Origin of the sequence: Anoxybacillus sp. LAT27 (genome assembly GCF_022030075.1) — a bacterium.
Classification (GTDB): domain Bacteria; phylum Bacillota; class Bacilli; order Bacillales; family Anoxybacillaceae; genus Anoxybacillus; species Anoxybacillus kestanbolensis.
Window position 1 is genome coordinate 26,121 of sequence record NZ_JAIWYK010000423.1, and the last position, 23,478, is coordinate 49,598.

Below are 23,478 nucleotides of genomic sequence, written 5' to 3' on the forward strand. Positions count from 1 at the left end.
TCATGCGTCGTTTTGCAAAAAATATAAAAGGATGCCCAAATGGACATCCTTATTTTGCCGCTGGAATGACCGCGCCGTTATACTTTTGTAAAATGAAGTCTTGAATTTCTTTTGATTGCAATACTTCGACGAGCGTTTGAATTTCTTTACGCTTTTCGTCACCTTTACGAACGGCGATAATATTCACATATGGGTTATTTTCTGGCGACTCAACCGCAATCGGATCTTTTGCTGGATCTAATCCGGCATCTAACGCATAGTTTGCGTTAATTAATACCGCATCTCCTTCGTTATTCTTATATACTTGCGGAAGCAATCCTGCCTCGACATCTGCTTCAAATACTAAATTTTTTGGATTTTCAACGATGTCATCAACTGTTGCTTTCGTTTTATCAACACCATCTTTTAATTTAATTAATCCTTTTTCTTCAAGCATCGATAAAATGCGCCCGTGGTCAGCAACAGAGTTACTCATAATGATTTTTGCACCATTTGGTAGCTCCTCAAGGCTTTTATATTTTTTTGAGTATACGCCAATCGGCTCAATATGAATACCACCAGCATTTACAAAGTCATAACCATGTTCTTTCATTTGTGCTTCTAAATAAGGAATGTGTTGGAAATAGTTCGCGTCTAACTCTTTATCCGCTAACGCTTTATTCGGTAATACGTAGTCTTGGAACGTCACGATTTCTAATTCGATTCCTTTTTCTTTTAAAATCGGTTTTGCTTTTTCTAAAATTTCGGCATGTGGCACGTTTGATGCACCAACAACAAGCTTATTCGTCTTTTCTTCGGCACTTTCATTTTTTCCGCAAGCAGCGAGCGCTAATACAACAACTGCCGCGACAAGTAAAGAGATCCATTTTTTCATTTGTTTCTTCCTCCTTTTTTATCTTTTATCTATTTTAGAAGTGACAAAGTCACCAATAAACTGAATAATGAAGACAATCACTAAAATGAGCACTGTTGCAACAAATGTCACATCGTTATTGTTACGTTGAAACCCTTCTAAATACGCTAAGTTTCCAAGCCCCCCAGCACCAACAACTCCTGCCATCGCTGTATAACCAACGAGCGCGATCGCTGTAACTGTAATACCAGATACAAGTGCTGGCAACGCTTCAGGGAGAAGCACTTTCCAAATAATTGTTGCTGTCGTTGCCCCCATCGCTTTTGCCGCTTCAATGACACCTTTATCAATTTCACGAAGCGCAATTTCAACCATGCGTGCATAAAACGGAGCGGCCCCGATAATGAGTGCCGGTAGCGCAGCATCCGCTCCAAGAATTGTACCAACGACAAGTTTCGTAAATGGAATAAGCAAAATAATTAAAATAATAAACGGTATAGAACGAAAAATGTTGACGAACGATGCGATCACACCGTTAATAAAACGATTTTCCCATATGTTTCCCTTAGACGTTAAAAACAACAACAATCCGAGTAAAATACCAAGCACAAACGTTGCGACAACGGAGACGGCGGTCATATACAACGTTTCCGTCGTGGCTGCCCATATTTTATCCCAAACGACGTTCGGAAATAGTTCATTGAACATTCGCCAACACCTCCACTTCAACTTCTTGCTGGCGAATAAAAGCGAGCGCTCGCTCAATCTCCTCATTCGCACCGTCTAAATGAATGAACAACACCCCGTATGCTCCGTGATGTGTCTGCGAAATTTTCCCTTGTAAAATATTTATATTTAAATCGAATTGACGAATGAGTTGTGTGATGAGCGGTTGCTCAGCTGCTTCACCAACGAATGTCAGTTGAACAACTTTACCATTCGGATATCGTTCAAGAAGATGCAACATCGCTTCTTTCGTTTCTTCCGGCTCTGTCACTTGCTGGACAAATCGTTTTGTAATCGGCTGTTCTGGCTTGCGGAATACGTGAAGCACTTCGCCCATTTCGACAATTTTTCCGTTTTCCATGACCGCAACGCGATCACAAATTTTACGAATCACGTGCATCTCGTGTGTAATTAATACGATCGTTAAACCGAGACGTTTATTAATATCAACAAGCAAGTCTAAAATTGAGTCGGTCGTTTGCGGATCAAGCGCCGATGTTGCTTCATCGCATAACAGCACTTTCGGATTGTTCGCTAATGCGCGCGCAATGCCAACGCGTTGCTTTTGTCCGCCGCTCAGTTGCGATGGATACGCATTTTCTCTCCCTTGCAAACCGACGAGTTGAATAAGTTCATCGACACGCTTCATCCGTTCTTCTTTCGGCACGCCAGCAATTTCTAACGGAAAAGCAATATTTTCGCGCACGGTTCGTGACCAAAGCAAATTAAAATGTTGAAAAATCATGCCGATTTGTTGGCGCGCTTGGCGTAACTGCTTCCCGCTAATTTTCCCCATATCTTTCCCATCAACAATCACTTCACCGCTCGTCGGCTTTTCTAATCCGTTCAATAACCGAATGAGCGAGCTTTTCCCTGCTCCACTATAGCCGATAATACCGAAAATTTCTCCTTGTTCGATATGCAAATTCACATGATCGACTGCCGTTACATTCCCACTTGCTGCTTTATACACTTTCGTTACGTTTGATAAAGTAATCATGTTGTCACCTTCCTTCCATGAAAAAAGCCTTTCTGCTCAAGAGAACAGAAAGGCGTAATGATCCATTCTGTCTCTTATCTCTCAAAGCAAACGCTTTGTGTGAATTGGCACCATTTCAGCAGCGCTGACGGTTGCCGGGTTTCATCGGGCACATCCCTCCACCTCTCTTGATAAGAGCGCTTTTAAACGCTTTATTCAGTTAACGTTTTAATACGTTCAAGGATATTTTTAAACTACGAAAGTGAGTATATCATCGAAAGAAGGACGGTGTCAACGAAAAATAATAAAAAATTTTTTGATATAGATAAACGTGCTAGCTATATACAGCTAACACGCTACACTTCCGAATACATCGACCGTACCCCTGTCGCCGCTTCAATCGCCTGCTCTAAGTCTTCGATTAAATCGTCCACGTTTTCAATACCGACCGATAAACGAATCATATCTTCTGTTACGCCGGATGCTTTCAAATCTTCTGAACTTAACTGTTGATGCGTTGTACTTGCAGGATGAATAATTAAACTTTTTGCATCGCCGACGTTTGCCACATGTGACCAAAGCTTAACGTTGTTAATTAACGTAGCCCCTGCTTCACGGCCACCTTGAATGCCAAAGACAACGACTGCCCCTGCCCCTTTCGGCATATATTTTTTCGCTAGCTCTTTCGCTGGATGGTTGTCATGTTCAGGATACAACACCCAATTGACGACCGGATGGTTGTCCAAATACTCGACGATTTTTCTCGTGTTTGCAATATGTTCTTTCATGCGGACATGCAACGTCTCCAGCCCTAAATTAAACTGAAATGCATTGAACGGGCTAATCGCCGGTCCTAAGTCACGTAACAACTGCACGCGTGCTTTGACGATATACGCCGCCGCACCGATGTCTGCGTATACGAGATTATGGTAACTTGGATCTGGCGTCGTAAACGCTGGAAACTTCGGCGAATTCCAATCAAATTTTCCACCATCGACAATGATACCACCTAACGTCGTTCCGTTACCAAGCAACCATTTCGTTGCCGAATGAACGACGATATCTGCTCCATGCTCGATTGGCCTGCAAAGGTACGGAGTTGCAAACGTGTTGTCAATAATCAACGGAATGCCTGCTTCATGCGCAATTTCCGCAACCGCCTCAATGTCTAACACATGCAGGCTTGGGTTGCCAATTGTTTCGGCAAAAATCGCTTTCGTTTTTGGTGTAATTGCCGCACGGAAATTTTCTGGATCAGACGGATCGACAAAATGCGTCGTAATGCCGTATTTCGGCAACGTATTCGCAAACAAATTGTACGTTCCTCCATATAACGTCGAAGCAGAAACAATATCATCTCCCGCTTGAGCAACGTTTAAAATCGCCATTGTAATCGCCGCCATGCCGCTCGCGACCGCTAAAGCCCCGACACCACCTTCAAGCTTAGCCACTCGTTCTTCAAATACAGTCACTGTCGGGTTATGAATGCGCGTATAAATGTATCCCGCTTCCTTTAGCGCAAATAAATTGGCCGCATGTTCTGTGTTATCAAACAAGTATGCATTCGACTGATAAATAGGCACTGCACGTGCTTTCGTTACTGGATCCGTTTGCAATCCGCCATGAACAGCAATCGTTTCAAATTTCATCGTTTCTCCCCCTAACCTAATGATCGAATATTTTGAATTTTAACACGATAAAATACGTTCGTCAACGAACAACATCATACGGCTTGGCAAGGAAAAAGATCGACTCTAACAATAAAATGTGACGAAACGATGCTGTGACGGACAATTCGTTTAATCGCAGTTGTTGCTGCAGTTTTAAAGACCCTTGCAATAGCGACATAATTGCCTGTGCCGAACCACGAATCGTAATGACTCGCTCTCCATCTACCTCTTCTACGCGACGAATCCCTTCTTTCGATATGCACAATAATACTTCTCGACTCTCCCATTGTAGTTGAATATATAAACAATCATTTGGCAAAATCGGCGCTAACATGTTCATTTAACCGCCCCCCGTCCCATATTTCTCATATCCATTGTTTCCATATAAATGCGAGTAGTTCCTGCTATAAACGCTCGACAAATGTCTCGTTCCCTCGTCAATTTCCCAAGAAATATGTCGAAAGCTGGCTTTATTCAGCCAGCTTTCGCAACGTTTCGTATAAATATGGAACAGAATGAAAAGCATATATTTTTTGTACAAGTTTATCATGTTGAAAAATAAGTAAACATGGAACGCTTTCAATATGCCATTCAACTGCTTTGTCTGGGACATAGTTTAAATCTTGACGCTCAAATGTAATAGATGGCAATAACTGCTCAAGTACATCAACCATTCGACTTGCCACTTGACATGTTCCACATAATGGCGTGTACATATAGACAACTTTCACAACGATCACACAACTTTCTATAAATATTGTGCGTGTACATCGATGTTTGCACTTAATAACACGACCGCAATATGATGCTTCGGGGCTGCTGCGACTTCACGATACATTTTATCAACATATAAGTGCTCTGCATGCGGAAACTCTCGACGGAGTTGACGACGTAATTTCTCCCCCGCTTCATCGGAATCGACTAAAATGTACACCTCTTTATCGTACAAAGCATCAATTAATTCATCAAGTTTAGCGGTACCGAGCGTTCCGTTTGTACATATAATTTCAACTGGCTCACTAATGATGCTTTCGATTTTTCGTTTATCTGAGCGCCCTTCGACAATAATCACTTTTTCTACCTCAACAATCGCCATCGTCATCACCTTGTACATTCATTTATGTATATTATATTCTTGATCGCACACTTTTTCTCCTTTTATCCAATACAAAAGGACAGCGATGTCGCTGCCCTTAACACCAACCACCTTCTGTATCACAATCGACATATTTCATATTTGGATGTTCAGTAACTGTTACGCTTTTCAAAATACGCCCGTTTTGTTGTTCGTATCCATGCTTTAACTTTAACTTATTCGTTTCTTGAACAAATTCTCCAACACATTCGTTGTCATAAAACAGCTCAAAGTTGCCGTTTTCATTAAATTTCCCAACAACATCTTTTGTAATATCGATTGTTTTTTGTTTTAACAAAAAAGACACCCCTGTGTTGTAGGGTGCCCTGTGAGTTGTTTTTTTAATCTTGGTTAATCATTTGTTCGTATTGTTCTGCCGTTAATAGGTTGTCCACTTCACTTAAATCGCTTGGCTCAATGACGATCATCCACGCTTTATCATATGGTGATTCGTTGACATACTCTGGGTTGTCGTTTAACTCTTCGTTCACAGCTACGACTTTTCCGCTAATTGGAGCATATAATTCAGACACAGTTTTCACTGACTCCACGCTACCAAATGGCTCATTTGCTGTGAGTTGTGTCCCCACTTCTGGCAATTCAACGAATACGATATCGCCGAGTTCTGACTGGGCAAAGTCCGTAATCCCAATGCGAACCGTATTTCCTTCGACACGCACCCATTCATGTTCTTGTGAATAACGTAGCTCTTTTGGAATGCTCATCGTTTTCCCTCCAACATATCATCTTCTTTTTCATCATACACGATTTTCGACATGATTTCACGATAATTTAAACATTTCGTGATATTTTTGTTCGTCAAATCCGACAATAACTTGCTCGCCATTTGTGATGATTGGACGCTTGATTAACATCCCGTCTGATGACAACAATTGCAACATGTCTTCTTCTGTCATCGTTTTTAATTTGTCTTTTAATCCAAGTTCACGATACTTCATGCCGCTCGTATTAAAAAATTTCTTTAAATCAAGCCCACTTTTTTCATATAACGTCCGCAACTGCTCTTTTGACGGAGGCTGTTCAACAATATGTATCGCTTGTACCGAAACGTTGTTGTCATCTAGCCATTTTTTTGCTTTTCGACATGTGCCGCACTTTGGATACCAATAAAATGTTACCATTTTCTCACCTCATCTATGCACAATATAATAAAGGAAAAGTACCAGACGATGCGTCTGGTACTTCCATTATTACACAACATATCGTTCAGCTTCAATTAGTGCTTGCGCTGCCTCACGTTTTTTCGCAATGATGTTAATTGGTGTGTGACGCGTTAATTTGCGTAATGCTGATAACATCATACGCAACATGTCACCATGTTCAACAGCGACGATCGTTTCTTTTGCATGCGCTTCAATTTCATTAAACGCTTCTTGGCAGAAAATTTGTGTGTACAATACTTTTTGTTTATTTTTCTCGACACCAGATTGCGCAATTGCTTTTTCCGTGCGCAAAAGCGCAGATTCCATCGCATATACGTTGCTAACAATGTCTGCAATATTAACAAGCACTTCTTGCTCTTTTTCAAGTTTCGGACCAAACTTTTGCGCTGCTAGTCCTGCAACCATTAAGGCGATTTTTTTCGCATGGCGCACAAGATATTTTTCTTGTTCAAGCACGCCGTCGCCAACTTCTTCCGGCATAAGCATCATTAATTCTTCTTGTAATTGTTGCGCTTTTTGTAAAAGCGGCAATTCGCCTTTCATCGCCTTGCGCAAATACATGCCTGGCACAAGGAGGCGGTTAATTTCGTTCGTTCCTTCGAAAATACGATTAATGCGCGAATCGCGATACATGCGTTCAATTTCGTATTCTTGCATGAAACCATAACCACCGTGAATTTGTACCCCTTCATCGACAATATAGTCCAGCATTTCTGTCGCAAACACTTTGTTTAAAGAGCATTCGATCGCGTATTCTGCAATCGCTTTCGCCGTTTCCTTTCCATCTTTTGCTTGTTCATCTGTCAACTGTCCCATGCGCGCTTCAAATAAACCGACTGTACGGTAGACGGAGCTTTCTGCCGCATACAATTTCGACGCCATCGTCGCTAATTTTTCTTGTGTTAATGTAAATTTCGAAATTGGTGTTTTAAATTGTTGACGTTGATTGGCGTATTGAATCGTCACTTCTAGGGCACGTTTTGCTCCGCCAACAGCACCAACGCCAAGTTTGTAACGACCGATATTTAAAATGTTAAATGCAATGATGTGCCCTTTGCCGATCTCGCCAAGTAAATTTTCTTTCGGAACGAGCGCATCTTGTAAAATTAGTGTCCGCGTCGATGAGCTTTTAATCCCCATTTTCTTTTCTTCTGCTCCTGTCGATACGCCAGGGAAATCGCGCTCGACGATAAATGCTGTAAAATGTTCACCGTCTACTTTTGCATATACGACAAACACATCGGCAAAACCAGCGTTTGTAATCCATTGTTTTTCCCCGTTTAAAATGTAATGTGTTCCTTCCGCATTGAGTTTTGCCGTCGTTTTCGCACCGAGCGCATCTGAACCCGAACCTGGCTCTGTTAACGCATAAGCAGCAATTTTCTCACCTGTCGCAAGCACCGGTAAATATTTTTGTTTTTGCTCTTCTGTTCCGAACAAGACGATTGGAAGCGAACCGATCCCGACGTGCGCACCGTGTGAAATTGAGAAACCTCCGGCACGCGACATTTTTTCCGCAATTAATGCCGAGCTAATTTTATCTAAACTTAATCCACCATATTCTTCAGGCACATCTGCGCCAAGCAATCCGAGTTCACCTGCTTGTTTTAAAAGCGCAACAGAACGATCAAACTCATGATTTTCTAGATGTTCAAGTTGCGGCAACACTTCATTCACGACAAATTCTTCTGTCGTTTTGGCAATCATTTTTTGTTCGTCTGTAAAATCCTCTGGTGTAAACACTTGCGTTGGTGACACATCTTCAATTAAAAAGCTACCACCTTGTGCAACTTTCAATGTTTTTTCCATCATTATTTCCCCCTCTTATAATAATTCAAATACGCCAGCAGCACCCATGCCGCCGCCAATGCACATCGTGACAATGCCAAATTGTTCGTTGCGACGACGCATTTCATGTAAAAGCGTCAACGTTAGCTTTGCACCTGTACAACCGAGCGGATGCCCAAGAGCAATGGCTCCTCCGTTCACGTTTACTTTTTCTTCATCTAGTCCGAGTTCGCGAATGACTTGAATTGCTTGTGATGCGAACGCCTCGTTTAGTTCAATTAAACCGATGTCAGAAAGCTCAAGTCCCGCAAGCTTAAGCGCCTTTGGAATGGCTGCAATCGGACCAATACCCATCACTTCAGGTGGAACACCTGCAACAGCAAACGAGCGGAATTTACCAAGCGGTTGTAAACCGAGCGCTTTCGCTTTTTCATGATCCATCACCATCACCGCTGCTGCTCCGTCACTCGTTTGGGAAGCGTTTCCTGCTGTTACTGTTCCGTTTACCGAAAACGCAGGGCGTAACTTCGCGAGCGTTTCCATATTTGTATCTGGGCGTACTCCTTCATCTTGACTAAACGTCATCTTTTTCTCTACTAATTTATTATTTTCAATATGACGGACTGTCACTTCGACCGGCACAATTTCGTCGACAAATTTTCCTTCGGCAATCGCTTTCGCTGCTCTTTGATGGCTGCGAACGGCAAACGCATCTTGCTCTTCGCGCGTCACCCCATATTTCATCGCGACTTGCTCAGCTGTATGCCCCATCGACATGTAATACTCTGGCGCACTTTCTGCGAGCTTCACGTTCGGACGTACGACATGACCCATCATCGGCACCATGCTCATCGACTCCACGCCACCAGCGATAACCGTATCTGCATGACCAAGCATAATTCTCTCTGCCGCATAAGCGATCGCTTGTAATCCTGATGAACAATAACGGTTAATTGTAATCGCTGGCACCGTATACGGTAACCCAGCAAGTGCGCCAATGTTGCGCGCAATATTTAACCCTTGTTCTGCCTCTGGCATGGCACAACCGATAATGAGATCGTCAATATTTCCTTCATAGTTTCCTGCTCGTTTCAACGTTTCTTTAACAACAATCGCCCCTAAATCATCTGGTCGGACGTTTGCTAACGTCCCTTTTTTCGCTTTGCCGACAGGCGTGCGCGCCCCGGCAACGATGACCGCTTCTTTCACGTCAATCCCCCCTTAGTTTCTTAACGGCTTTCCTTTGAGAAGCATATGTTGCATGCGCGCTTGCGTTTTCGGCTCACCGACAAGACTTAAAAATGCTTCGCGCTCTAAATCAAGCAAATATTGTTCGTCCACTTCTGTTCCGTACGGTACGCTTCCACCAGCAATGACGTAAGCAAGTTTTTTCGCGATTTTTAAATCATGCTCCGAAATGTAACCGGAATGATACATACCTTGGGCACCAAGTAGTAACGTCGCATACCCTGTTTCTCCGACAACCGGGATTTTTTTACGCACCGGCGGTTTGTATCCGCTCTCATATAGCGCTAATACCGCTTGTTTTGCGTCATGAATGAGATGATCACCATTGATCGAAATACCATCTTGTGCATTTAAGAAATTTAACTCATGCGCTTCTGCTGCCGATGTCGATACTTTCGCCATCGCAATCGTTTCAAACACTTTATTTGCAACCTTTTGCAAATCAAATTCCACACCGTTTGGCATGCCGCTTAAATGTTTAATGTATAACTCTTTATTTCCACCGCCGCCTGGAATGAGACCGACACCTACCTCAACAAGCCCCATGTATGTTTCTGCAGCTGCTTGAATGCGTGAAGCTGGTAAGCAAATTTCCGTTCCACCGCCGAGCGTCATCGCAAATGGCGCAACGACAACCGGTTTTGAGCTATATTTAATATTCATCATCGCTTGTTGGAATTGACGAACGACCATTTCGATTTCAAAATAGTTATCATCTTGTGCTTCCATTAAAATCATCGCAAGGTTCGCGCCGACACAGAAGTTTTTTCCTTGATTTCCGATGACAAGTCCTTTATAGTTGCGATCAACTTCTTCTAACGCGTAGTTAATCATTTGGACGATGTCAAACCCAATGGCGTTGTTCGGTGAATGAAATTCGAGTAATGCTACATCGTCACCAAGGTCAATTAAACTTGCCCCACTATTTTTCTTAATGACCCCTTTTTGTTCTTTTAAACGTGAAATGTGAATGACTTTTTCGTTTTCTTCAACCGGCTTATATTGTCCACGATCGTAGTACGACACGCGACCGTGCTCGTGTTTATAAAACGTTTCGTGTCCGCTCGCAAGCATATCTTCAACCCACGATGGTACTTGACGACCTTCCGCTTTCATTTTTTCAACAGACTGTTTTACGCCAATTGCATCCCATGTTTCAAAAGGACCGAGCTCCCAACCAAAGCCCCATTTCATCGCACGGTCAATCGCTACGATGTCATCTGCGATTTCTCCTAGTAACTCGGCAGAATATAATAACGTTGGGCTTAAAATGTTCCAAAGTAGTTGCCCCGCACGGTCATTCGCATATACAAGCGCTTTCAATTTATTCGCTGTTCCTTTTGCTTGTTTGCTCATTTCAACGGACGGTGCCTTTAGTTTTTTCGTTGGTTCATACTCAAGCGTTTCATAATTTAATTCAAAAATGTCCTTTCCTTTTTTATAGAAAAATCCTTGCCCTGATTTACTGCCAAGCCATCCTTTTTCAACCATTGTCTTCATAAAAGATGGAACAGTAAATGCTTCTTTTTCCTCACCTTCTACTTTTTCGAATACGTTGTTGGCCACATGAATAAACGTGTCTAAACCGACGACATCGAGCGTGCGGAACGTTGCACTTTTCGGACGACCGATTAATGGCCCTGTCACAGAATCGACTTCGCCAACACTATAACCGCCTTTCATCATTTCACGTACCGTCACAAGCAAACCGTACGTACCGATGCGATTGGCGATAAAGTTTGGCGTATCTTTCGCAAGCACAACCCCTTTACCGAGCACGTTTTCACCAAATTGTTTCATAAACGTAACAACAGCTGGATCAGTGTGCTTTGTCGGAATGACTTCTAATAATTTTAAATAGCGCGGTGGATTGAAAAAGTGCGTGCCTAAAAAGTGCTTTTTAAAATCGTCCGAGCGTCCTTCGGCCATCGCTTCGATGGAAATGCCGGACGTGTTTGAGCTGACGATACTTCCTTGCTTTCTGACTTCATCCACTTTTTCAAACACACTTTTTTTCACATCAAGCCGCTCAACAACGACTTCAATAATCCAATCGCATTCGGCTAAGCGATGAAAGTCATCTTCAAAGTTACCGACTTCGATTAATGCTAAGTTGGCTTTCGACATAAGTGGCGCTGGCTTTTGTTTCAATAAACGTTGAACCGCTTGATTGACGATGCGATTGCGCACTTGTTTATGTTCAAGCGTCCATCCTTTTGCTTGTTCTTCAGCTGTCAACTCTTTCGGTACAATATCTAACAACAATGTCGGAATACCGACGTTCGCTAAATGTGCCGCAATCCCCGATCCCATAACTCCGGAACCGAGAACCGCTGCTTTTTTAATTCGCATGCTCGTTCCCCCTTATCCGAATTGAATGAATGGTCATTCATTTTTTCTTTATCTTAAATATAAATTATATTTTAAATTTTCGCAACAAATAAATGTAGCGAATTTTGTCAACGATTTAGGACATGATACGAAAGGAGGTGATGAGGCAATGAAAATGAAAAAACACCCGTCTAAAGCAGGTGTAAGTGCTGCAAGTGTGAAAGGAAATGCAGGTCCAACGGTGGAACGTGATGGAGGCGGAAAGAAAACGAGCCAAAATCAACAATATGGAAAAGAAAATATGGGAAATGAATAAAGGTGGGATGTGCCCACCTTTATTTTTTGAATATACCTTTTAACACAAACGCCACGTTGGCTGGGCGTTCTGCTAAGCGACGCATAAAATAGCCGTACCAGTCGGTTCCATATGGAACGTAGACGCGCATTGTGTATCCTTCACGTACTAATTGTTCTTGTCTCTCTGGACGAATGCCGTATAACATTTGAAATTCAAATTGGCTATTTGGAATGTTATGTTCTTTGACTAATTGTTTCGTATATTCAATAATCGCATCGTCATGCGTCGCAACCGCTGTATAGTTACCATTTAACAAATGCATTTTAATGATTTTTTTAAAGTTTTCATCTACATCTTTTTTATCTGGAAAAGCGACTTCCGGCGACTCTTTATATGCGCCTTTCACGAGACGTAAATTGGGATGATACGCATTTAAATCTTCAATATCTTTTTCTGTGCGATACAAATATGCTTGCAATACCGTCCCAACATTGTCATACTCTTTTTTCAACTGTTTAAAAATATCGATCGTTTTTTGACAACGAGAATAATCTTCCATATCAATTGTCACAAATACGTCATAGGCTTTTGCTTCATCTAAAATGCGACGCATATTTTTCATCACAAGCTCATCGGAAATGTCTAATCCCATCGATGTCATTTTCAGCGACAGTTGGGAATTTAATTGGTTTTCACCAATTGCACGAATCGCCTCAATCGAATGGTTCGCCATTTCATTTGCTTCTTGTTCGTTATCAACAAATTCCCCTAAATAATCGATGGTGACCGCTAGTCCTTTACGATTGAGTTCTTTAATCACGTCTACTGCCCGTTCAATCGTTTCTCCCGCTACAAAACGCGACGCACCGAAACGAAGACCGTACCGCTTCGCCAATTTTGTTAACGTTTTATTTTTTGACAAAAATAAGAAAAAGTCGCGCATAAGTTGTTCCATCGCTGTTTTACCCCCTTTGCAAGCGCATCCACCCGTATTGTAACACGTTTTCAATGAATTGAATATGTTTTTGTCGAATAATCGTATTTTTTGTCTACGTACGTATAACTATACAGCACGTGGGCAATATACAGTCGAACATGATTTTATATGGAGGGATGATTGTGCAACAACAAATGAATACACAACAACATGCGATGATGGCTCAACCACCTGAAATGATTTCAACAAAAGATGCGCTTTATTTAACAGATGCGCTCTCATGGAATTTGCTTGCGATGAAAAAAGCACATTTTTTTGCGTCTCAATGTCAAGATCAAGAAATTAAACAGGCGATAGAGCGTGTTGGACAAATGCATCAACGCCATTATCAACAGCTTTTGCATCAATTACAGCCATCAGCACACATGCAATAAAGGAGGCCATGACATGAAAGTGCAAAATACTGAAACACAAATTCCGAAAACACCCCAAATGAACGATCGCGATTTTATTAATGATATGTTATCAACTGAAAAATATATGACGGATAGTTATTGTACATTTTTAAACGAAGCAAGCCATCAACATTTGTATGACGAAATATTGCATATGTTTACCGAAACACAAAACTGTCAACGTGAATTGTACAACTTAATGTTCAAAAAAGGATGGTATGCACTTGAACAGGCAGATCAGCAAAAATTACAACAATCGTATCAACAATTTCAAGGATATGCGAGCCAATTCCCGTACAACAATATGATGCAATAAGAAAAGCCGGCTGCTTATGCAGTCGGTTTTTTTGTATAATGAAGGTAAATGTTTTAGAGAGAGGGATCGATATGTTCCAACGAAAACAAACTTACGAACTCGTTCCAGGCGACATTCTTTTGCACCCTTTATATCGACCAGACGGATTACTATTCATCCAAAAACATAAAAAGCTAAGCGAATCTGTTATTCAACATATAAAAAAACATTATCCTCACTATTTCCCATTTCTCGTCGTTTCATCTGAGCAGCAGCTAGCCGAGTTTATGCTTGCTCGCGAACATGCGAGTCGCGCGTTTATCGAAGCAATGAAACAACTGATTGATGTACATAAACAATTTATTCAGTTTCCCATTACAGCCGCGATGTATGATGTAGAAATAGCAGACGAAACTGATGTACAACCAATCTTTTTATCCGAATTAAACATCTTCGCTCCTACATGGGGATTGATTGAAAAAACATTAGATTCCACTCGTTTACTACGGCGAGCAAAAGAGATTGATGGACGGCTAAATCTTATCATTTCAAAAGACAAGGAAATTTTAAATTTATATGAAAAAATAAAACGATACCACGACGTGCTAGCTATCCATAGCATTAACACGACATCCATCGCTTTAATGATCGGCTTAACTTTAGAACTGCGTGACGAAGATTTACTCAATCTTTGTTTAGCGACATTATTTGCAGATATCGGTTTTACAGAAGTCCCAAAAGAACAATTTGTTACTTACTTAAATAATGAAAAAGCAGATAAAGAGTTAGTTCACTCACACCTTAAACGTTCCATTGAACTTATTTCGACATCGACATATTGTAGACAGAAAGAAATCATTTACGGCATTCTTGACCATCATGAGCATTTTGATGGCGTTTATTCACCGAACAAAAAATCGGGGGAAGCGATTCACTTATACGGTCGCATTATCGCCATCGCACAATACTATGATGAACTTGTCGGCGGTTATATTGGTAAAAAAAGTTATACATCATTTAAAGCTTTAGAAGCGGTATGGAACGAACGAGGAAAAAAATTAGACCCTCACATATTGCGCATTTTTTTAGATAAAACAACATTATATAAAGTTGGTCAAGCGATCCAAATCCGTCCGTACGAGTGGGCGACGATCATTGGATTTACAGACTATATCCATGCTCCATTGCGCCCCATCGTTCAAAAACATGATGGAACGGTGATTGATTTCTCAAGAAAACGATAAGTCGCCCAACCATTGGACAAACGCCTTGCATATCGTGTTAATGTAATGATGAATTTGCGAGGAGGGAATGCTCAAATGTATGGTCGCAGACCGTTTTTCGGTTTTTTCGGTGCACCGTTTTTTGGGGGCTTTTTAGGTGGATTGCTCGGTAGCGCATTAACGCCTTATCCGTTTTATCCGCCACGCCCATATTATTACCCACCACGTCCATATCCGTTTTATCCATATGGTGGCGGATGGTATTATTAAACATAAAACGCTAGAGAGGTATTTACTCTCTAGCGTTTTCTCATTAGCGTATGGAGACGGTGGGAGTCGAACCCACGTCCAGAGATATCGCCACTTAAGCGTCTACGAGCGTAGTCGGTATATTTTACTTTCGCCGCTTCTTCCGCCTACCGACAGGCATCCGAGCAGCTAGTCTGATTATTCTCTTCCCTCATCCTCAGACGGCGGACTTGGGCGTAGCCCACTTGTTATGAACCCCTAGGCCGCCACATGGGCGATGGCGGTAGGAGTTAGCCGCGTTAATTAAGCAGCTAAAGCGTAGTTTTCTTTGCCAGTTATCTTTAAGTGACGTTTTTACGAGGACGATCCCCTCGGCTCGCAGCTTAAGCTCGATCTACCCCTGTCGAATCCGTAACGTCCCCGTAGAGAAACGTACGAAACAGCTTAAGCTTTCATAACTGGCTGACATCATTTATTATAGCACATTTCCGCTCGTTTGCAATTGTAACATATTGTCACTACAGTTTTTGCCGTTCGCGGAAAGCGCGTTCGACTTCGCGTTGCGCTTCTTTCTTTTTCATATCTTCGCGCTTGTCGTACTTTTTCTTTCCTTTACCGACGCCAAGCAACAATTTCGCAAAACCGTCTTTAATATACAACTTGAGCGGGACGAGCGTATAACCTTGCTCTTTCGTATAGCCGATCAGTTTATTAATTTCGCGGCGGTGAAGAAGCAGTTTTCTCGTCCGGAGCGGGTCGTGATTGTAGCGGTTTCCTTGTTCGTACGGACTAATATGCATATTATGCAAAAACACTTCTCCCTTTTCCACTTTCGCAAATGAATCTTTTAAGTTCACTTTACCTGCGCGAATCGACTTAATTTCCGTTCCTTGCAGCACTAGTCCTGCTTCGTACGTTTCTTCAATGAAATAATCGTGATGCGCTTTTTTATTTTGGGCAATGAGCTTCCCTTCCCCTTTTGGCATCGATTTCCCTCCCTTCAGACAACGAATATTTTAGCAAAAATGAGAGGAAAGGAAAAGCCTCATCGGTGGAGGCTTTCCTTATCGTTTTTTCTTTTTCTTCTTTTTCATGTTTGGGATGTCTTCGAAAAACTTCTTGCTTTTCTTCGTTTTTTTTGTTGGCCATTGTTCTTCTTTTTTCTTTTTCCGCTTTCCTTCAATGACAACAGGCGCCGCTTTTGGCTGTTTGTTTTTTCGCCCTTTCATACCGACAATTTCAAAGTCAACGATGCGTTCCTCTTTATTGACGTTAATGACACGCACCGTAATTTGGTCGCCAATGCGATATACTTTCCCTGTTCGCTCACCAATCATCGCATAATGTTGCTCGTCATAATGATAATAATCGTCTGTTAAATAGCTGACGTGCACAAGCCCTTCGACCGTATTTGGCAGTTCAACAAACAGCCCGAAATTTGTCACCGAACTAATAATGCCGTCAAACTCCATGCCAATTTTATCTTCCATAAATTCGGTTTTCTTCAAGTCATCTGTCTCGCGCTCTGCCTCGACCGCACGGCGTTCCATATTCGACGTATGCTCCGCAATTTCTGGCAACTTCTCCGCCCATTTTTGTTGCGTTTGTTCATCGATTTGCCCGTTAATTAAGTATGTGCGAATAAGGCGATGCACAATTAAGTCTGGGTAGCGACGAATCGGCGATGTGAAATGTGTATAAAATTCCGTTGATAATCCGTAGTGACCGAGGCTTTCAGCGTCATAGCGCGCTTGCTTCATCGACCGCAGCATGACGGTTGAAACGACCATTTCTTCTGGCTCACCACGTACCGCCTCTAGCACTTCTTGCAAGGCACGCGGATGAATTTGATTGCCCGTTCCTTTGACAATATAGCCGAAGTTCGTAATAAACTCTAAAAAGCGTTGCAACTTCTCTGGCTTCGGATCTTCATGCACACGATAAATAAACGGCACGTTCATCCAATGGAAATGTTCCGCGATCGTTTCGTTCGCTGCTAGCATAAATTCCTCAATTAATCGTTCGGCAACAGAACGTTCACGCAACACGACGTCATACGGTTTTCCATTTTCATCAACGAGTACTTTCGCTTCTTTAAAGTCAAAATCAATGGCACCGCGCTTCATGCGTTTGTTGCGTAAAATATCGGCTAACTCTGCCATTAACTCAAACATCGGCACAAGCGGGGCATATTTTTCTCGTAGTGCCTCATCGTGATCAACGAGAATGCGGTTGACATCGGAATACGTCATTCGTTCGGTCGTGCGAATGACACTTTGGAAAATTTCATGGCTGACCACTTCGCCACGATCGTTAATTTCCATTTCGCACGATAACGTTAATCGATCGACTTTCGGATTTAATGAACAAATACCGTTTGATAAACGGTGCGGAATCATCGGGATGACGCGGTCGACTAAATAAACGCTCGTTCCGCGTTCGTATGCTTCGCGATCAATTGGCGACCCTTCCGTCACATAATGGCTGACATCGGCAATATGAACGCCAAGCTTATAGTTTCCGTTTGCTAATTTCGTCACTGCTACGGCATCGTCCAAATCTTTTGCGTCTTCACCATCGATCGTGACAATCATTTCATTGCGCAAATCACGCCGTCCTTGCAAATCTTCTTCAGAAATCGTATCCGGAATGCTGTTGGCGTGGGCAATGACGTCTTCCGGAAATTGTAGCGGCAAGCCGTGCTTATGGATGATCGATAAAATATCGACCCCCGGATCGTTTTTATGACCTAAAATTTTAATAACTTCTCCCTCGGCACTAATCCGCCCTTCTGGATACGTCGTTAAACGAACGACAACTTTATGCCCTTCGATCGCACCGTTTGCGGCATGTTTTGGAATAAAAATGTCGTTGACGATTTTTTTATCGTCTGGAATAACAAAACCGAAGTTTTTGCTTTCCGTATATGTTCCTACGACTTCTGTAATACCACGCTCAATAATGCGGACGATCGTCCCTTCTTGACGCGCCCCCGTTGCTTGTCCGTTGACACGCACAAGAACGGTGTCGCCATGCATCGCATTCTTCAATTCCGACGGCGGAATGAAAATGTCATCAAGCGTCGGATCTTCTGGAATGACAAACGCAAACCCTTTCGCATGCCCTGTTACTTTGCCGCGAATTAAATTCATCTTTTCCGGCAGTCCATACCGATTGCTTCTCGTCCGAACAATCAGTCCTTCTTCTTCTAACGCGACAAGTGTTTTGACAAGTTCTTTAAATTCGGCTGCGTCTGTAATATGAAACGCTTCTTCTAGCTCTTGAACAGTCAGAGGTTTATACGCTTCGTCGCGCATAAACGCCAATAATTTTTCCTTCATTTACTTCCTCCTTTCGAGGATTACCAATCTAATGATTCTAAAAATGCATAAATGTCTTCATGTAATTGCTCTTTTTCCTTATCAAGCGTAATGACGTGTCCTGACTCCTCATACCACTTCATTTGTTTTACTGGAGATTCAACGCCGTTATAAATAATATTTGCACTATCTGGGTTAATCATGTCATCATGACGCGCTTGTACAACAAAAACAGGCGCATAAATATAATCAAGATGATCGCGCACTTCGGCAATAAGTTGTTGCAGTGATTTCAATGTTTTCATCGGCGTTTTCGCAAACTCCGCCATTTCTCGCTCGATTTGCTCCTCACTTTTTCCTTCCCGCTTTTTATATTCGTGAGCGTATGCTAAAACTCCTTCATACATCGTTTGTTCGCTTTTAATATACATCGGGGCACACATCGGCACGATGCCAACGACAGGAACAGTATAGCCAAGTTTTAACGAAAACACACCGCCAAGCGATAATCCAACAACAGCGATTTTTTCATGGTTTTGTTTTAAATATTCGTAAGCGTTCATCACATCTTGCCACCAGTCTTCCGGGCCGGTATGCACAAGTTCTTCTGGCGGCACGCCATGTCCCTTATAAATTGGGGCGTGGCACGTATATCCTTTTGATTGTAAAAAACGACCAAGCATCCGAACATCCGCCGAATTTCCAGTAAATCCGTGCAATAATAAAACAGCGCGTTCACCAGCTTCAAACGTAAACGGTTGTGGTGCAACAAGTTTCACAGATGATTCCTCCCTTCTCCATGAAAAAAGCGATCCGCATCGCTGGACCGCTGTTACAGTTCAAAATAAGTGACAGCTACTGTTAATACGAAAAACAACACCGCAAGGACAACAGTCAGACGGTGTAACACCGCATCAATGCCCCGTGCTTTCTGTTTGCCGAACAATTGTTCAGCACCGCCGGTAATCGCACCAGAAAGCCCTGCACTTCGACCGGATTGTAATAACACAACAACAATCATCCCAAGCGAAACAATCACTAACAACGTAACAAGCAACGCATGCATGTCCAACACCTCCACCCACGCACATCAATCACAATAGTTTTATTTTAACATAATATCATCCATTTGTGCAACGGACAAAAGGATGCCCTCATGCGAAGGCATCCTTGTTTCTTACTTCTTCAAGTTGTAGAAAGACTTGATTCCTTGGTAAACCGCTGTTTCGCCTAATTGGTCTTCAATGCGAAGCAATTGGTTGTATTTTGCGACGCGGTCTGTGCGTGATGGCGCACCTGTTTTAATTTGACCCGCGTTTGTTGCAACGGCGATGTCGGCGATTGTGCTATCTTCTGTTTCACCAGAACGGTGAGAAATAACAGCTGTGTAGCCTGCGCGTTTTGCCATTTCAATCGCTTCAAATGTTTCGGTTAACGTACCGATTTGGTTCACTTTAATTAAGATTGAGTTGCCGACACCTTGTTCGATGCCTTGTGCTAATTTTTTCGTATTTGTTACGAATAAATCGTCACCGACAAGTTGTACTTTTTTGCCAAGGCGCTCTGTTAATAACTTATGACCAGCCCAGTCGTTTTCATCTAAGCCGTCTTCGATCGAGATGATCGGATATTTGTTAACAAGCTCTTCGTACCATGCAACCATTTCTTCTGACGTTTTTACAACGCCTTCGCCTTCTAAATGGTATTTGCCTGTTTCTTTGTTGTACAGCTCAGAAGACGCCACGTCCATCGCAAGCATCACTTCTGTGCCTGGTTTGTAGCCAGCTTTTTCAATCGCTTCGATAATTGTTTCGAGCGCTTCTTCGTTTGATTTTAAGTTTGGCGCAAATCCGCCTTCATCACCAACAGCGGTGTTGTAGCCTTTCGCTTTTAACACTGATTTTAAGCTATGGAAAATTTCTGCTCCCATGCGAAGCGCTTCACGGAAGTTTGGTGCGCCAACTGGCATAATCATAAATTCTTGAATGTCAACGTTGTTATCTGCATGCGCACCGCCGTTTAAAATGTTCATCATTGGAACAGGCAACGTTTTTGCATTAAATCCGCCTAAATATTGATATAGAGGAACGCCTAAGTAGTCAGCAGCTGCGCGTGCAACAGCCATTGAAACGCCTAAAATTGCGTTTGCACCTAATTTTCCTTTATTTTCTGTACCGTCTAATGCAATTAATGCACGGTCGATGGCAACTTGCTCTGTCACATCGTAGCTACCAATTAATGCTGGCGCGATGACTTCGTTTACGTTTTTCACTGCTTGTAATACACCTTTACCAAGGTAGCGACCTTTGTCGCCATCACGCAATTCAACCGCTTCATACTCACCTGTTGACGCTCCACTCGGTACAAGGGCACGTCCGAACGCACCTGATTCTGTGTATACTTCTACCTCTACTGTCGGATTGCCACGAGAGTCTAATACTTCACGAGCATAAATGTCAATAATTGTTGGCATCGTTCATCTCTCCTTTAGTTTATTTTTGAATTAACGTTTTTCCTGTCATTTCTTTCGGTTGTTGTAATCCGAGCAAATCAAGCATCGTTGGCGCTAAGTCCCCTAAAATGCCATCTTGACGAAGTGTAATGCCTTTTTTCGTCACGATGACCGGAACCGGATTTGTCGTATGCGCCGTATTCGGACTGCCATCTGGATTTAATACTTCGTCCGCATTTCCGTGGTCTGCGGTAATAATCGCAATACCACCTTTGGCGATAATCGCATCGACGACTTTTCCTAAACATTCATCGACCGCTTCGACTGCTTTAATCGTTGGCTCTAATTTTCCTGAATGACCGACCATGTCAGGGTTTGCGTAGTTTAAAATAATCGCATCGAATTTGTCTGCTTCAATTTCTTTCAGTAAAGCGTCCGTCACTTCGTATGCGCTCATTTCTGGTTTTAAATCGTATGTGGCTACTTTTGGTGAGTCAATTAAAATGCGCTCTTCACCAGGGAACTTTTCTTCCCGTCCGCCGCTCATAAAGAATGTGACGTGCGGATATTTTTCTGTTTCGGCAATGCGCAACTGTTTTAACCCGTTTTGTGACAATACTTCACCGAGCGTATTATCAAGGTTCGTTGGCTTAAATGCCACGTACCCCTTTACTGTTTCACTAAAGTGCGTTAAGCATACGAAGAACAAATTTTTCGGATGTTTCGGTCCACGATCGAATGAACGGAAATCATCGTTTGTAAACGTGTTTGAAATTTGAATCGCACGGTCAGGACGGAAATTGTAGAAAATAACCGCGTCGTTATCTTGAATTGTTGCGACTGGCGTTCCGTCTTCACGGACGATCACAGACGGCAAGACGAACTCATCGTAAATGCCGTTTGCGTACGAATCATCAATGCACGCAAGCGGATCACGGTATGATGGACCTTCACCGTACACCATCGCACGATACGCTTTTTCGACGCGCTCCCAACGTTTATCGCGGTCCATGGAGTAATAACGACCGGATAATGTAGCGATTTCACCGACACCAATTTGTGCGATTTGTTCATTTAACTGTTGAATGTACGTTTTCGCTGTTTGTGGACCAACGTCACGTCCGTCTAAAAAGCCGTGAATATACACATGTTTGACGCCTTCTTTTGCGGCGAGCTTGAGTAAAGCGAATAAATGGTTAATATGACTATGCACACCACCGTCAGAAAGAAGACCGAAAATGTGCAAATTTGTTCCGTGTTTTTTCACATGATCCATCGCTGCTAAAAACGTTTCGTTGCGCTCAAACTCACCTTCGCGAATGGCGATATTCACACGCGTTAAACTTTGATACACAATGCGACCAGCACCGATGTTTAGGTGACCGACTTCCGAGTTCCCCATTTGTCCTTCTGGCAAACCGACCGCTTCACCGCATGCCGTTAATGTCGCATGTGGATATTCGTTCCAATAACGATCGAAATTTGGTTTTTTCGCTTGTGCAACCGCGTTGCCAAATGTTTCTTCACGAAGAGCAAAGCCATCTAAAATAATTAATGCTACTGGTTTTTTGCTCATTTTCCTGCCTCCACGAGTTGTAAAAACGATTGTGGTTGTAAGCTCGCACCACCAACAAGCGCTCCGTCAATATGTTCTTCCGCTAAAAACGCAGCAATATTTTCTGGTTTTACGCTACCACCGTATTGAATGCGTACCGCATTAGCTGCTTCTTGTGAGAATTTGTTCGCAATGACTTGGCGAATGTAGCCGCATACGTTGTTGGCATCTTCTGCTGTGGACGATTTCCCTGTTCCGATCGCCCAAATTGGCTCGTAGGCAATGACAACTTGCTTTACTTGTTCTTCTGTTAAGCCTTCAAGCGCTTTTTCAACTTGTACACGAACGACTTCATTTGTGCGATTGCTTTCACGCTCTTCTAATGTCTCCCCGCAACAAACGATTGGCACAAGTCCGTGCTTAAACGCCGCAAGCACTTTTTTGTTGACTGTTTCATCTGTTTCGGCAAACATTTCACGGCGTTCGGAGTGCCCGATGATAACATACTCCACACCAAGATCTTTTAACGCAACAGGGCTAATTTCGCCTGTAAATGCCCCTTGATCTTCAAAGTGCATGTTTTGCGCACCAATTTTTACATTTGTTCCTTTTGTCGCCTCAACTAAATGGGCTAAAAATAACGCTGGGGCGCATACAACCGTATCCACTTGCTCGTTTGAAGGAACGGCATGTTTCACTTCTTCTACAAATTGAAGCGCCTCTTTTAACGTTTTATGCATTTTCCAGTTTCCTGCAATAATCGGCTTTCGCATCGCTTTT

At 42.6% G+C, this 23,478-nt stretch carries 26 protein-coding genes, 1 other RNA gene and 1 riboswitch; of the genes, 5 read left to right on the plus strand and 22 right to left on the minus strand.

Annotated features, from left to right (window positions below; all coding sequences use genetic code 11):
* Positions 1-49: 49 nt before the first annotated feature.
* The 13 genes from LD028_RS11735 to LD028_RS11795 all read right to left on the minus strand — a co-directional run bounded on the left by LD028_RS11735 (position 50) and on the right by LD028_RS11795 (position 11,935).
* On the minus strand, positions 50-874 hold the full coding sequence (locus LD028_RS11735; RefSeq protein ID WP_237811908.1) for a MetQ/NlpA family ABC transporter substrate-binding protein: 825 nt from the start codon (positions 872-874) through the stop codon (positions 50-52).
* An 18-nt stretch (positions 875-892) separates the two neighbouring features.
* Positions 893-1,561 (minus strand): methionine ABC transporter permease, encoded by a 669-nt coding sequence (locus LD028_RS11740; RefSeq protein ID WP_237811909.1) that lies wholly within the window; start codon positions 1,559-1,561, stop codon positions 893-895.
* Entirely contained in the window at positions 1,551-2,579 is a 1,029-nt protein-coding gene (locus tag LD028_RS11745) for a methionine ABC transporter ATP-binding protein (protein ID WP_077429560.1), read from the minus strand. Before LD028_RS11745 ends, LD028_RS11740 begins: the two co-directional genes overlap by 11 nt.
* Before the next feature lie 71 nt (positions 2,580-2,650).
* Positions 2,651-2,756: riboswitch (SAM riboswitch) on the minus strand.
* A 158-nt stretch (positions 2,757-2,914) separates the two neighbouring features.
* Complete coding sequence (locus tag LD028_RS11750) at positions 2,915-4,207, minus strand: O-acetylhomoserine aminocarboxypropyltransferase/cysteine synthase family protein (RefSeq protein WP_237811910.1); 1,293 nt, start codon at positions 4,205-4,207, stop codon at positions 2,915-2,917.
* Between the two features lie 61 nt (positions 4,208-4,268).
* Complete coding sequence (locus LD028_RS11755; protein WP_035020823.1) at positions 4,269-4,568, minus strand: hypothetical protein; 300 nt, start codon at positions 4,566-4,568, stop codon at positions 4,269-4,271.
* 130 nt (positions 4,569-4,698) lie between these two features.
* Complete coding sequence (locus tag LD028_RS11760; protein WP_237811911.1) at positions 4,699-4,968, minus strand: thioredoxin family protein; 270 nt, start codon at positions 4,966-4,968, stop codon at positions 4,699-4,701.
* 8 nt (positions 4,969-4,976) lie between these two features.
* Complete coding sequence (locus tag LD028_RS11765) at positions 4,977-5,324, minus strand: toprim domain-containing protein (RefSeq protein WP_237811912.1); 348 nt, start codon at positions 5,322-5,324, stop codon at positions 4,977-4,979.
* A 97-nt stretch (positions 5,325-5,421) separates the two neighbouring features.
* Positions 5,422-5,670 carry a YusG family protein gene (locus LD028_RS11770; protein WP_006322730.1) on the minus strand — a complete coding sequence of 83 codons (249 nt, stop codon included), beginning with the start codon at positions 5,668-5,670 and terminating at the stop codon, positions 5,422-5,424.
* 34 nt (positions 5,671-5,704) lie between these two features.
* A complete protein-coding gene (gene gcvH, locus LD028_RS11775) occupies positions 5,705-6,088 on the minus strand; it encodes a glycine cleavage system protein GcvH (RefSeq protein WP_035048566.1) in 384 nt (127 codons plus the stop codon).
* Between the two features lie 57 nt (positions 6,089-6,145).
* Positions 6,146-6,505: an arsenate reductase family protein gene (locus LD028_RS11780; RefSeq protein ID WP_237811913.1), complete on the minus strand. Its 360-nt coding sequence runs from the start codon at positions 6,503-6,505 to the stop codon at positions 6,146-6,148.
* Positions 6,506-6,574: 69 nt separating this feature from the next.
* Positions 6,575-8,356 (minus strand): acyl-CoA dehydrogenase family protein, encoded by a 1,782-nt coding sequence (locus LD028_RS11785; RefSeq protein ID WP_275125002.1) that lies wholly within the window; start codon positions 8,354-8,356, stop codon positions 6,575-6,577.
* Positions 8,357-8,371: 15 nt separating this feature from the next.
* Positions 8,372-9,544, minus strand: a complete 1,173-nt coding sequence (locus LD028_RS11790) for an acetyl-CoA C-acetyltransferase (protein ID WP_006322724.1) — start codon at positions 9,542-9,544, stop codon at positions 8,372-8,374.
* 12 nt (positions 9,545-9,556) lie between these two features.
* Entirely contained in the window at positions 9,557-11,935 is a 2,379-nt protein-coding gene (locus LD028_RS11795; RefSeq protein WP_237811915.1) for a 3-hydroxyacyl-CoA dehydrogenase/enoyl-CoA hydratase family protein, read from the minus strand.
* 148 nt (positions 11,936-12,083) lie between these two features.
* Between LD028_RS11795 and LD028_RS11800 the strand changes: the two genes are divergently transcribed.
* Positions 12,084-12,230, plus strand: coding sequence for a YuzL family protein (locus LD028_RS11800; protein ID WP_009362277.1), 147 nt, complete (start codon positions 12,084-12,086; stop codon positions 12,228-12,230).
* Positions 12,231-12,249: 19 nt separating this feature from the next.
* On the opposite strand, the gene LD028_RS11805 is transcribed toward LD028_RS11800, so the two are convergent.
* Positions 12,250-13,167 (minus strand): proline dehydrogenase family protein, encoded by a 918-nt coding sequence (locus LD028_RS11805; protein WP_006322721.1) that lies wholly within the window; start codon positions 13,165-13,167, stop codon positions 12,250-12,252.
* 164 nt (positions 13,168-13,331) lie between these two features.
* On the opposite strand from LD028_RS11805, the gene LD028_RS11810 reads away from it, so the two are divergent.
* From LD028_RS11810 to LD028_RS11825, 4 genes are all read left to right on the plus strand, one after another.
* Positions 13,332-13,583 (plus strand): hypothetical protein, encoded by a 252-nt coding sequence (locus LD028_RS11810; RefSeq protein WP_009362279.1) that lies wholly within the window; start codon positions 13,332-13,334, stop codon positions 13,581-13,583.
* A gap of 13 nt (positions 13,584-13,596) precedes the next feature.
* Positions 13,597-13,920 carry a spore coat protein gene (locus tag LD028_RS11815; protein WP_009362280.1) on the plus strand — a complete coding sequence of 108 codons (324 nt, stop codon included), beginning with the start codon at positions 13,597-13,599 and terminating at the stop codon, positions 13,918-13,920.
* Positions 13,921-13,991: 71 nt separating this feature from the next.
* Positions 13,992-15,143, plus strand: a complete 1,152-nt coding sequence (locus LD028_RS11820) for an HD-GYP domain-containing protein (RefSeq protein ID WP_237811916.1) — start codon at positions 13,992-13,994, stop codon at positions 15,141-15,143.
* 75 nt (positions 15,144-15,218) lie between these two features.
* Positions 15,219-15,392 carry a hypothetical protein gene (locus LD028_RS11825; RefSeq protein WP_009362281.1) on the plus strand — a complete coding sequence of 58 codons (174 nt, stop codon included), beginning with the start codon at positions 15,219-15,221 and terminating at the stop codon, positions 15,390-15,392.
* 48 nt (positions 15,393-15,440) lie between these two features.
* Here the strand turns inward: LD028_RS11825 and ssrA are convergent.
* From ssrA to tpiA, 8 genes are all read right to left on the minus strand, one after another.
* Positions 15,441-15,793, minus strand: a transfer-messenger RNA (tmRNA) gene (ssrA, locus tag LD028_RS11830).
* Between the two features lie 96 nt (positions 15,794-15,889).
* Positions 15,890-16,357: an SsrA-binding protein SmpB gene (smpB, locus tag LD028_RS11835; RefSeq protein WP_183252964.1), complete on the minus strand. Its 468-nt coding sequence runs from the start codon at positions 16,355-16,357 to the stop codon at positions 15,890-15,892.
* 78 nt (positions 16,358-16,435) lie between these two features.
* A complete protein-coding gene (gene rnr / locus LD028_RS11840; RefSeq protein WP_237811917.1) occupies positions 16,436-18,712 on the minus strand; it encodes a ribonuclease R in 2,277 nt (758 codons plus the stop codon).
* A 20-nt stretch (positions 18,713-18,732) separates the two neighbouring features.
* A complete protein-coding gene (locus LD028_RS11845) occupies positions 18,733-19,470 on the minus strand; it encodes an alpha/beta hydrolase (protein WP_237811918.1) in 738 nt (245 codons plus the stop codon).
* Between the two features lie 53 nt (positions 19,471-19,523).
* On the minus strand, positions 19,524-19,757 hold the full coding sequence (gene secG / locus LD028_RS11850) for a preprotein translocase subunit SecG (protein ID WP_237811919.1): 234 nt from the start codon (positions 19,755-19,757) through the stop codon (positions 19,524-19,526).
* A gap of 111 nt (positions 19,758-19,868) precedes the next feature.
* On the minus strand, positions 19,869-21,164 hold the full coding sequence (gene eno, locus LD028_RS11855) for a phosphopyruvate hydratase (protein ID WP_237811920.1): 1,296 nt from the start codon (positions 21,162-21,164) through the stop codon (positions 19,869-19,871).
* 19 nt (positions 21,165-21,183) lie between these two features.
* A complete protein-coding gene (gene gpmI / locus LD028_RS11860; RefSeq protein ID WP_237811921.1) occupies positions 21,184-22,719 on the minus strand; it encodes a 2,3-bisphosphoglycerate-independent phosphoglycerate mutase in 1,536 nt (511 codons plus the stop codon).
* Positions 22,716-23,471, minus strand: a complete 756-nt coding sequence (tpiA, locus tag LD028_RS11865) for a triose-phosphate isomerase (protein WP_237811922.1) — start codon at positions 23,469-23,471, stop codon at positions 22,716-22,718. The genes gpmI and tpiA overlap by 4 nt, the downstream gene beginning before the upstream one ends.
* Between the last annotated feature and the right edge of the window lie 7 nt (positions 23,472-23,478).